Annotated in this window: 9 protein-coding genes; 7 read left to right on the forward strand and 2 right to left on the reverse strand. The window is 57.2% G+C overall.

Going from position 1 to position 11,769, the window contains the following annotated elements; all coding sequences use genetic code 11:
* Positions 1-446 precede the first annotated feature (446 nt).
* From GN111_RS30300 to GN111_RS30330, 7 genes are all read left to right on the forward strand, one after another.
* Complete coding sequence (locus tag GN111_RS30300) at positions 447-1,922, forward strand: sigma-54 interaction domain-containing protein (RefSeq protein ID WP_155307331.1); 1,476 nt, start codon at positions 447-449, stop codon at positions 1,920-1,922.
* Between the two features lie 395 nt (positions 1,923-2,317).
* The gene (locus GN111_RS30305) at positions 2,318-4,735 is read left to right on the forward strand and encodes a GcvT family protein (protein WP_155307332.1); all 2,418 of its coding nucleotides are present in this window, start codon (positions 2,318-2,320) and stop codon (positions 4,733-4,735) included.
* A 218-nt stretch (positions 4,736-4,953) separates the two neighbouring features.
* Complete coding sequence (locus tag GN111_RS30310; RefSeq protein ID WP_155307333.1) at positions 4,954-5,724, forward strand: electron transfer flavoprotein subunit beta/FixA family protein; 771 nt, start codon at positions 4,954-4,956, stop codon at positions 5,722-5,724.
* 143 nt (positions 5,725-5,867) lie between these two features.
* On the forward strand, positions 5,868-6,824 hold the full coding sequence (locus GN111_RS30315) for an electron transfer flavoprotein subunit alpha/FixB family protein (RefSeq protein ID WP_155307334.1): 957 nt from the start codon (positions 5,868-5,870) through the stop codon (positions 6,822-6,824).
* Between the two features lie 202 nt (positions 6,825-7,026).
* Entirely contained in the window at positions 7,027-9,006 is a 1,980-nt protein-coding gene (locus GN111_RS30320) for a heterodisulfide reductase-related iron-sulfur binding cluster (RefSeq protein ID WP_155307335.1), read from the forward strand.
* 90 nt (positions 9,007-9,096) lie between these two features.
* Entirely contained in the window at positions 9,097-9,252 is a 156-nt protein-coding gene (locus GN111_RS30325; protein WP_155307336.1) for a hypothetical protein, read from the forward strand.
* Positions 9,253-9,358: 106 nt separating this feature from the next.
* The gene (locus tag GN111_RS30330) at positions 9,359-10,864 is read left to right on the forward strand and encodes a trimethylamine methyltransferase family protein (RefSeq protein WP_155307337.1); all 1,506 of its coding nucleotides are present in this window, start codon (positions 9,359-9,361) and stop codon (positions 10,862-10,864) included.
* A 10-nt stretch (positions 10,865-10,874) separates the two neighbouring features.
* Here the strand turns inward: GN111_RS30330 and GN111_RS30335 are convergent, their stop codons facing one another.
* Complete coding sequence (locus GN111_RS30335) at positions 10,875-11,498, reverse strand: cobalamin B12-binding domain-containing protein (protein WP_155307338.1); 624 nt, start codon at positions 11,496-11,498, stop codon at positions 10,875-10,877.
* 73 nt (positions 11,499-11,571) lie between these two features.
* The gene (locus GN111_RS30340; protein WP_155307339.1) at positions 11,572-11,769 is read right to left on the reverse strand and encodes a DVU_1557 family redox protein; all 198 of its coding nucleotides are present in this window, start codon (positions 11,767-11,769) and stop codon (positions 11,572-11,574) included.

Here is an 11,769-nt window from a genome sequence, read left to right on the forward strand (position 1 = left end):
TCAGTTGCTGACGACTATGAAGCAGGAATTCAAAATATTAAAAATGACAGTATGCCTTGTTCGATGTTCGATGTTCGACGTTCGATGTTTGACGTTCATGGATCTGGATTTTACCCCCTTTGGAGGGGGCTTCACCAAACCACCCGCTAAGCTATTGTCCCATGATTTTTACAAGCCCGCCAGGAATGCGATCCTTGTCGATATTCCGTAAATATGGCATGCTTAGTAAATCGTCGGCGTCTTTCATAAACGTCTAATCTTGATGGTCTCGTAAAAAGTCGCAGAAGCGTCATGCCGGACTTGATCCGGCATCCAGAACATATTGAAAAGACTGGATAGCGCTAAAGTTTCACTACGTACGCCGGCTTTCGCCGGAATGATGAAAAAATAGAATTGGTTACTTTTTACGAACCTGTCAATCTTACCCCCAGGCGGAGACGAAGCCCATGAACACCCATTTATCCGAATCCTTCGTCCACGCACTCGATATCGGCTACGAGGATTTCCTGCCGGTCTTCGACGGTTTTAGCGAAGGTCTGCTGATTACCGACCGCGATGCCACCATCGTCTATTATAATCCGGCCATGACCGTTATCGACGAACTGCAGCCGTCGGATGTGCTGGGGAAAAAAGTGACGGATGTTTATGCGTTGACCGAAGCGGAAAGCTGCATCATGCAGTGTCTGCAGACCCGGCAGCCGATCGTCGACCGGCCGCTGCTCTACAGGACCCGCTGGGGAAAGATCGCCAACACCATGCACACGGTGTTCCCGCTTTTCAAGGGCACGCGGCTCGAAGGGGCCATCTGTCTGGTGCGGGAATACGGCATGCTCGCCAAGACCATCTCCTCGGCACCGCTGTCGCGTCACCATTCGACCGTCCCTGCCGAGGCGCGATTCGATTTCGACGCCATTGTGGGCTGCAATGTTGAATTCCTGCGGGTCGTCAATACGGCCAAGATGGCGGCCGGCACCCCTTCTCCCGTGATGCTGTACGGGGAGACCGGCACCGGCAAGGAGCTGTTTGCCCAGGCGATTCACAACCGCAGCGAAAACCGCAAGGGTCGCTACACGGCAGTCAATTGCGCCGCCATCCCGGAAAATCTGCTCGAGGGCATTCTTTTCGGAACTACGCGGGGTGCCTTTACCGGGGCACGCGACAAAATCGGGCTTTTCGAGCAGGCCAATGGCGGCACGCTTTTTCTGGACGAGCTGAACGCCATGGCCAACCGGCTCCAGGCCAAAATCCTGCGGGTCGTCCAGGAGCGCAAGGTGCGGCGCCTGGGGTCTTTGCAGGAAAGGCCGGTCGACCTGAAAATCGTCAGCAGCGTAAATCAGGAGCCCCATGTGGCCATCGCTGAAAACGCCTTGCGGCCGGACCTCTTTTACCGACTGGGGGTGGTCTTCATTCCGATTCCGCCCTTGCGGGAACGAAAAGAAGATATCGTTCTGCTGGCCCGTCACTTTCTATCCAAGCACAATCGGGCGCTGAACCGCAACGTTACCGACATTTCGGATGACGTGCTGGCCCTTTTCAATCGCTATGACTGGCCCGGCAATGTGCGGGAACTGGAGCACGTCATCGAGGGGGCCATCAACCTGGTGGTGTCCAGCCGCACCATCGAGCGCCGGCATCTGCAATCCCATCATACCGTCTGGCAGCGGTTCAGCGGGCAGCCCGACGGTAGAACCGCCGACAAACGGCTTCCGGTCAGCCGGATTCTGGCGCCCTCATTGGCGGCGAGGTCGACCGCAGGTCTGGTTCAGCGCAAAGCGGACCTGGAGAGAGAGACGATTGCCGAGGCCCTGGCGTCCAGCCGGGGCAATGTTACCCGGGCGGCCAGAGAGATCGGCATTTCGCGCCAGTTGCTGACCTACAAGATGAAAAAGTATCGAATCGAGCGCCGCCACTATTACGCTTGACACCGGCATCCGGGAAACCCGCCGCCATCCACTTTCTCCGACCGCAAATATTTTTGCATTTCACAGACGAAAAATATTTTTCTATCTGTAAAAATATTTTTCTTTTTTTTTCTGCCGTCAGCATTCTTTTCTCGTTATCCATCCGCAGTTTCAATATAACTAGTTTATTTAACTTGTTTTCCATGATTTCAACGCTTGTTTGTCGATGGTGAATGGTCGTCAGACATTACGGAACGTTTATTGCTTGGTGTGTGTTTCATCAAAGGCGGTCCAGAAACCGCGAGGTTGCGGCCATGTTTAAAAAAGCCTTGAAACTATAATCATGCGACGATCCACGGGAGCCTGGCCGGCCTGCTGCCGGCCGTGCTTCCAGTATCCAAAAGGAGGCCCGGGCAATGAAAACACAGTCAAGAGTCGTGGTTATCGGCGGGGGAGTGATCGGTGTAAGCGTGGCGTATCATCTGGCAAAATACGGTTGGAGCGATGTCGTTCTGATCGAAAAGCACGAACTGACCTCCGGGTCCACGTGGATGGCCGCCGGCAACTGCTCCTTTTTTCATGGCAACTACTACTGCACCCAGGTCAACATGAAAAGCGTCGAACTCTACCAGCGCCTGGAGGCCGAAACCGGACAGGGAACGGGTTGGCACACGACCGGTTCCATCCGCACGGCCGACAATCCGGGACGCATGGAAGAACTGGGATACGTATACAGCATGAACCGCTGCCTGGGACTGGATGTAAGTTGGGTCACGCCGGAAGAAATCAAGGCCATGCATCCGTTAATTAACGTCGACGGCCTCATTGCCGGCCTTTACTGGCCGGATGACGGTGACGTGGATCCCAACGGCGTCACAATGGCAATGAGCATCGGGGCCAAGAAATACGGGGCCGAGATCAACACCCATACCCGGGTGACAGGCATCGAAAGCACACCGTCTGGAGAGTGGCGGGTTAGCACCGACAAGGGTGACATTACCTGCGAGGTCGTGGTTAACGCCGCCGGCCTGTGGGCTCCCCAGGTGGCCCGGATGGTGGGGCTGGATATCCCCTCCATTCCCGGCGAGCACACCCATATCCTTTTCGAGGCCATCGACGTGGTCAAGGACCGCGATGCCTACCTGCCCCTGGTGCGCGACCCGGACCGTTCCATTTACATCCGCCAGGAAATGGATAGCCTGATCCTGGGATTGTATGAAAGCAAGGTCAAGCAATGGTACCCGCAAGGGGTGCCCTGGGACTACGCCCAGACTGAGCTGCAGCCGGACATCGACCACGTCGCCGATTTCATCGAGAACGGCATTTACCGCTTCCCCATCATGGGCGAAACCGGCTTCAAGCACGTTACCGACGGCCCTATCACCTACACGCCCAACGGAGACCCGCTGGTGGGGCCGGCCTATCCTTTGAAAAATTTCTACCACGCCTGCGGCTACAGTTTCGGCGTCACCCAGGCCGGGGGCATCGGCCACCATCTGGCCGGCTGGATCATGAACGGCGAGCCCGAGATCGACCTGTGGTCGGTGGACAGCCGCCGCTACGGCAGTTATGCCAACTGGGCATACAACCATGAGAAGATCGAGGACACCTATCCGCGCCTGTACGCCATCATCTGTCCCAACGACTGGCGCGATGCCGCCCGCCCCAACCGCACTGCCCCGATCTACGAATACCAGAAGCAGGCCGGCGCCGTCTTCGGCGATTACTTTGGCTGGGAATGCCCCAACTATTTCACCGATGATCCGGTAAAAAACCGTGAGAATCCGGGCTGGAAGCGCAACAACACCTTCGATTTCGTCGGCGCCGAGTGCCGGCATGTCATGGAAAAGGTCGGTCTGATCGACCTGACCCGTTTCGCCAAAACCCGCATCACGGGAACCGGCGCCGAGACCTGGCTCAATACCATGACCTGCCAGAAGGTGCCGACCAAAGATGGCCGCATCGCCCTTTCGCCCATGCTGGACCATAACGGCAATTTCAAATCCGATATGACCATTACCAGGGTGAAAGACAACGAGTACTTCTGCGTGACTGCCTCGGTGGGCAAATGCCACGACCAGCACTGGTTGATGCATAATCTGCCTGCCGACGGCAGCGTCTGCATGGAAGATCTGACCTACCAGCAGGGTTGTCTGGTGCTGGCCGGGCCCAAGAGCCGTGATGTATTGGCCAGTGCCAGTTATAATGATGTCTCCAACGAAGCCTTCCCCTTCGGCACCAGCCGCGAGATTTATGTGGGTCGGGTCAAGTGCCGGGTCAACCGCATGAACTATGTGGGTGAGCTGGGCTACGAAATTTTCCACCCCATCGAATCCCAGGTTGCGGTTTACCAGACCCTTATGGCTGCCGGCGAGAAATTCGACCTCAAGATGGTCGGCATGTACGCCATGGATTCCATGCGTCTGGAAAAGGGCTATCTGGCCTGGAAGAGCGAAATGAACGTCCATCACACGCCGCTGGAGACCAACGTGGCCTGGACGGTGAAACTGGACAAGGACTTTATCGGCAAGACCGGAATCGAAAAGCAGAAGGCCGAAGGCGTGCCCCGGCAGCTGGTCTGCCTGGTGTGCGAAGCCGAGGACGCCGACCCGTGGGGGTACAACCCCATCTTCGACGGTGATGCGATAGTGGGAATGACCTCGTCGGGCGGCTACGGCCATCGAACCGGCAAGAGCATCGCCCTGGGTTATGTACCACCTGACCTGGCTGCACCCGGCACCCGGCTGGAAGTGGAGGTACTGGGCAAAAAGCTGGCCGCCGAGGTTATGGCCATGCCGTTGTATGATCCGAAGAATGAGCGGATGAAAATCTAATGCCCGTCCGGAAACGGTCTTTTTGCCCGATATCGGCGTTGCGCTCAAAAGTTTATCCTCGGAATATCAACCATATGCCTGTGGTAAAATTTTTCGCGCGCCTTGATCTCGAACAAAAATCCTCGATTCCGAACAGGCATTAAGAGGTCGCTTGTAACAATGGCGAATGATTGCAGCTTTTAAAACGCCAGAATGCTTATTCGAAATAGGAAAACACTATGCAGATTTACGTATGCGTCAAACATGTGCCCGACACGGCGGCCAACATCAAGATTGTCGGAGAAAACGGCTTCGATGACGGCGGCTGTAAGTTTATCGTCAACCCTTACGACGAGTACGCCCTTGAGCAGGCCGTACAACTGGTGGAGAAGAACGGCGGCGAGGTGATCGTCGTGGCCGTGGGCAAAGCGGCCGCTGCCGGCACCCTCCGCGCGGCCATGGCTATGGGGGCCCACCGGGGGATCCTGGTCACGGTGGACAGCCAGTTTCTGGACAGCCGCACGACGGCCCTGGCGTTGAAAGCGGCCATCGAGCAGGACGGCCCGGCCGATCTCGTTTTTACCGGCAAGGGCGCCGTAGACACCGAGGGGTTTCAGACCCCCTACCGCCTGGCGGCTGCCATGAACCTTCCGGTGGTCAACGAAGTCAACCGGATGGAATTGGGGGAGGGCACGGTTACGGTCGGCCGCGAGATCGGCGGCGGTGCCCGCGAAGTGGTTGAAGTCGGTCTTCCTTGTGTGCTGGGGGCCACCAAAGGGCTCAACGAGCCGCGCTACCCGAAATTTCCCGACATCATGAAAGCCAAGAAAAAACCGATCCAGGAAGTCTCCCTCTCCGATTTGGGGCTGAGTGCCGACGGTGCCATGATTGAACTGGTGAAACTGGAGAAGGTTCCCGAGCGCTCCGGGGCCAGAATGATGGAAGGGGATGTGCGCCAGGCGGTGGAGGCGCTGGTGCGGACATTAAAAGAAGAAGAAAAAGTCATTTAGAAAAATGCATCTCGCATTCCAGGCCGGCGTTCTCGTCATCTTCAGATCCTCGACGTAGCGCTGCTACGCCTCCGGTCTGAAGATTCCTGCGGCCTTGGCCTGAAAAGCGACCTGCATTTTCCGATCGTTAAAGGAGAAAATTTATGGCTACAGTCGGTATATTAATCGAAACCGAAGACGGCGTTGTCAAGGATGCCAATTTCGGCGTTCTCACCGCCGCCCGCGGCGCGGGAGATAATACACTCGTCGCCCTGATGCTGGACGGGTCAGCGGAGAGCGCCGCGGAGGCGCTGAGAAAATACGGCGCCAATAAGGTGGTCCAGGTGTCCGCCGCCGGCGGCGATCTATCCGCCAGCCCCGACCTCAAGGCGCGGGTACTGGCGGCAGCCATCGAGAAGTACGGCCTGGACGCCCTTTTGGGATTGGCCAGCGCACGAGGGCGCGATATTTTTGCCCGCCTGGCGGCATTTATGGATCTGCCGTTGGCATCGGACTGCATTTCTGTTGACCTTGCCGGCAAAACGGCCATAAAGTCTCATTTTTCCGGCAAGACGTTCGCAACGATTCGGATGTCCGCCGCGGTGATGCTGTGCACCATCCGCCCCAACGCCATCGAGGCGCAGGAAGCACCGGTCGATGCGGCCGTGGAAAACGACTCCGCCGCCGTCGATGATCCGGGACTGGTCAAGGTGGTCGAGGTGAAAAAAGAGGACGCCGGCAATGTGGATCTGACCGAAGCGGCCGTTATCGTCACCGGCGGCCGGCCGATTGCTTCGGCGGACAACTATAAAATCCTGGAAGAATGCGCTCGGCTGCTGGGCGGCACCATCGGGGCCTCCCGTGCCGCCGTGGATGCGGGTTTCGCCCCCCACAGCCTGCAGGTGGGGCAGACCGGCAAAACCGTCAGCCCGCGCCTGTATATCGGTTGCGGCCTTTCCGGTTCGGTGCAGCATTTCGCCGGCATGAAAACGTCAAAGGTGATCGTGGCCATCAACACGGACAAGGATGCACCCATTTTCGAAAAATGCGATTATGGCATCGTCGGGGATTTGTTCGAGGTGGTGCCGGTGTTGACGGAGGTGTTGAAAGAAAAACGCTAACGGCTGTTCTGAAGCCGCATCCTGGGGCGCTTGTCTGCGTCCTCGGGGTGTTGGCGTGATCAACGCAGCGGTACTACGCCGGCAGCGAATCCGACCGTCTGGATGAAGCAGCGCCCGGCGGCCATCGCCATGGTTGGCGCCCGCATGGGCTCAGCTGCAGAACGCCTGGCGATGTTATCTGATCAATAAATTCGAGATGCCAATGGAATTGACCCGAGAAATTTACTGGAATGTGGGCCATGGTGCGGCAACGCTGATCCCGATGTACGTGCTGGTGATCATCGCCCTTGGGGTAATGGTCAAAAGGTTTTTGGGGAGAATTCAGATCTATAAGCAGGGACTCCCGCTGGAGAGAACCGATCGTCTATATGAACGCGTTTCCCGTGCGCTGAAAATTCTCCTCTCGCAAAAACGTGTCATCCAGCAGCGATGGCCCGGGTTGGTGCACGGGTTGTTTTTCTGGGGGGGTGCCGTTCTAACTGTTGGTACTATCCTGGTCTTTGTTCAGGTTGATTTCACCGATCCCTGGTTTAACGAGAAATTCCTTACCGGAACCGTCTACCTGGTATTTTCGCTTTCCCTTGATATTGCCGGGTTCCTGTGCCTGGTCATGCTGGCGGGATTGCTGGTCCGCCGTTATACCGCCGCCCCGGACGGTTTGGCCATCACCCGACTCGATACGGCCGCGCACGGCATCCTGCTGGCCATTCTGGTAACCGGCTTTGGGGTCGAGGGGGCCCGGATGGCCGTTACCGAGCTCGGAACGCCGCTGGCTTACTGGTCTCCCGTAGGGCTGTTGGTGGCCATGGCACTGTCGCGCATCGATGAAACCGGGCTGCGCGGACTCCATCTGGCCATGTGGTGGCTTCATATGGTGTTGGTTGCCGGCTTTATCGTGCTGATACCGTTTACCAGGCTAAAGCATATCGTGACAACCGGCCTGAATCATGTCTTCGAATCCCTTGAACCAAAGGCGATGCTCGACAAACTCGATCTTGAGGACGAGAATGCCGAGACCTTTGGCGCGACCCATCTGAATGAGCTGACCTGGAAAGATATTTTCGATACCGATGCCTGTACTGCGTGCATGCGCTGCCAGGAGCGATGTCCGGCTTATAGCACGAACAAACCGCTTTCGCCCATGCGGGTAATCGATGTGCTTGGCGACATCGCCGAACAGCATCCGGAAGCAAACCTGTTTAAAACCATTGGTGAAGACGCAATCTGGTCCTGCACCACATGCGGCGCCTGTCAGGACGGTTGTCCTGCCGCCATCGAGCATGTCCGGAAAATCGTGGAGATTCGGCGGGCCATGGTGCTGACCCACGCCACCTTTCCCCAGGAATTGATAGAGACCTTCAACAACCTCGAAAACCAGGCCAACCCCTGGGGATTCGGCGCTGATGGGCGGGCCGACTGGGCCAAGGGCATGGACGTGCCCCTGATGAGCGACCATCCCGACGCCGATCTGCTCTGGTTCGTGGGCTGCGCCGGCTCCTTCGACGATCGGGGCAGGAAGATCTCCCGGGCCATGGCGCGGGTGCTGCTTCGGGCCGGCGTCGATTTTGCGATTCTGGGGCCGGAAGAGGCCTGCAACGGGGACATGGCCCGCCGGGCCGGCAACGAGTACCTGGCCCAGATGCTGATGCAGCAGAACGCCGAAGTGTTCAACCAGTACAAGCCCAAGAGAATTCTCACCGGCTGCCCCCACTGCTTCAACATCATTAAAAACGAGTATTTTCAGTTCGACGCCCGCTATCCGGTGGTCAGCAATGCCGAACTGCTTTTCGAGCTGCATCAGCAGGGGCGGTTGAAGCCCAATGGCAAGGACTTGGGTTCGCTGACTTTTCACGACTCCTGCTACCTGGGCCGCTGGAACGGCATCGTCCAGATGCCCCGCGATTTGCTGCGCTCCATGAACGCCGGTCAACTGATTGAGATGCGGCGCACCGGCGAAGAGGGGTTTTGCTGCGGTGCCGGCGGCGGTCGCATGTTCATGGAGGAGACTTTGGGCAAGCGGATCAACGTGGAGCGGGCCGAAGAGATCATCCAGACCCGCGCAGCCACGGTGGCCGCGGCCTGTCCCTTTTGCGCCACCATGCTCTCCGACGGCCTGATGGACAAGGAGGCGGAGGTGGTGGTCAAGGATATTGCGGAGCTGGTGGATGAGGCCACGGCTTGATGATGGTGATCGGTGAACTGTGATCGGTGAACTGTGAACGGAAAACCCCGAACCCCAAACGCGAAACTCAAAACCTCACCGGAGGAGTTCATGCCCGTAGAAGCCAATATCGTCGAGATCCTCAAGAAAAAGAAAATTGCCTACGAAGTGAAGGAGTTCGTCTACTTCAATCCGGGCAAGCACGATAAATCGTTTAAGATCAAGGCCTGGGACCTCAAAAAAGCATGCCAGCCGAAAATGTTGTGACACGGCATTTTTCAGGCGAGAAGGGCCATGGTCCCCGAGCACAGCCGTTTTTTTGCTGGATGTGTCCGCCGATAGCGGGTAACGTCAGGATGGAAAGGAACCAGCGATGCGCAAGCGTGCCAAAAAGATCATCAGAATGTTTGATGACGCGGTTGCTGCAGAACAGCGCTACCAGTTTCAGAACGCTAAAAAAGTCTACAAAAAAATTGCTTGTCATTACCCCGGAAGTCCGGAGGCGGACATCGCCGCCGGGCGGATTGTCGAGATGGACGCCCTTTCCAATGAGCTGCGGATTTACAAGCGCATCGACCGCAACGCCCGCAAAATCCTGACCGAAATCGGCATGGATGTCGCCAATAGCCCGGCCATCATGGAACTGCTCATGGAAGCGGATGCCATCGATACGGACTGCGAAAAGGCCCTTTTCGTGCCGATTCGGGAAGACTACCTGGAGGAGTGCATCGAACGGGTTTCCACCGATATGCCGGAAGATCCGGGAGAAAACGCCTTCGGCACCGGTGCCACCCCGCCCTTTTTGCTGCGCCCGGAAAGGGATGACCTGAGTCCCGCCACCCGCGAGGAATTTACCGAAATCGTGGAGACTGCGGCCCAATTTACCGACAGCCTGGGCATTTTGAGTGTTCCCGTGGCCACCGATAGGACGATGTCCGATTATGAAGCCGCAATACTCATGGAACGCTATTTCAGCGATCTGAAAATGACCTGCACCCGCCGCATGAGCGATGAGGAATGCAACTTTTTCTCCGATCGCGACGACTGGCTGGACGGTACCAGCCTGATTGCCGGAATGACCTTCATGCCCAACATGGTCGAACCGTTCATCCGCAGCGCCAAAGCTGGCAACAACCTGCTGCTGCTGGACCTAACCATCGCCGGTTCCACGGGGCCGGCGAGCCCGGAAGCCCTGCTGACCCAGATTCATGCCCAGGTGCTGTTCATGATGGCGCTGGCCCAGACGATCAATCCGGGGATCGGCTGCGTTCACGGCGGGATCCCCGATGTGTTGGGCCTCGAGGGCGATCTGGACTACAGCGACCCCGGACAGCCCCTGATCAATTCGGCCATGGCCCGTCTGAACCTTTGGGTGACGGGGATGCCATCGGCCCAGTCAGGGGGCAGCACCAGTATTATCAACGATATCCCGGCAGCGGTCACAGAGTCGGAACTCTCCCGCAATAAGTTGCGCACCTACGGCGTCCACATCCTTCGCCATGCCATGGGCGCACTGGGCAATCTCAATTATTTCAGCCTGGAGAAATTTGTTCTGGACTGCCAGCGTGAAAGGGATGCCCGCCGGAATTGGCTCACGACGCGGCACGATTTTCTGATCCCGCTCTATTTTCCGGAAGACAGGAACGTCGTCAACGGAATCCGGGAGATCGCCGAAAAGGGCGGGCCTAAAAACGCCGACCACACCCTCAACAACGTAGGCGCCTTTTATCGCTGGCACGAAAGGCTGGCCAAAGCCGCCCGCGAAAAGGAATACTTCCCGGATCCGGATGAAGCCGTCGAAGCAAATAACGGCGAGCTTGAGCGCGGGTCGGAGGAAGAGAGCTACACACAGCTCCAGGACACCTTCCTGAAAACGTAATCGCTTTGCTTTATGCGACGAGTTTCTTGACCAGCTTGACCGCGCCGGGCGCGTCGGCGCCGTAACCGTCAGCCCCGATCTGGTCTGCAAAGGCCTGGCTGACCGGCGCTCCCCCGATGATGGTCTTGACTGCCAAACCAGCTTCCTTCACTGCCGTTACCGTGGTTTGCATGGCCGGCATGGTGGTGGTCAGCAGCGCCGACAGAGCGATGACGTCAGCCTTGTTCTCCGACGCCGCCTTGACGAAGGCCTCGCTGTCCACGTCCACTCCCAGATCCACCACGTCGAATCCGGCCCCTTCGATCATCATGGAGACCAGATTCTTGCCGATGTCGTGCAGATCACCCTTGACTGTGCCGATTACCACCGTGCCCCTGCCTTGTCTCGAGCCTTCGGCCAACAGGGGTTTGAGGATGGCCAGCCCCGCCTTCATGGCCTGGGCCGCCATGAGCATTTCCGGTACGAACAGCTCGCCCGAACTGAACTTCTCGCCCACCTCGTCCATGGCACTGATCAAACCGTCGTTGAGAATCGCTTGGATGTCGTTGCCGGCGTCCAACTCGGCCTGGGTTTTGGTTTTGACCGTGGCATCGTCGAAGGCCAGCACTGCGTTGAAAATTTCTTGAATTGACATTGCAAGTCCTCTTTCTGGTAAGATGATCAAGATTCAAAGCAGCAAAAGACGTCAGGTGCAGGTCCATTGTCTTTTACTTATCCTCAAGCAGGGTTTCCACATCCTTCATCCGGGTGTTCACCAGTTCCTCCGGGATATAGACCTGGCCGCAGTCCGGACACCGGAGGAGATCGGTGAAAAAGCGGTGCCCGAGATATTCGAAATCGGTTTTTTTCTTCTCCAGTTTTTTTTTGCACAACTGGCAGATTTTATCCGTTTGGTCTCTTTCCAT

This window comes from Desulfosarcina widdelii (genome assembly GCF_009688965.1).
GTDB lineage: Bacteria > Desulfobacterota > Desulfobacteria > Desulfobacterales > Desulfosarcinaceae > Desulfosarcina > Desulfosarcina widdelii.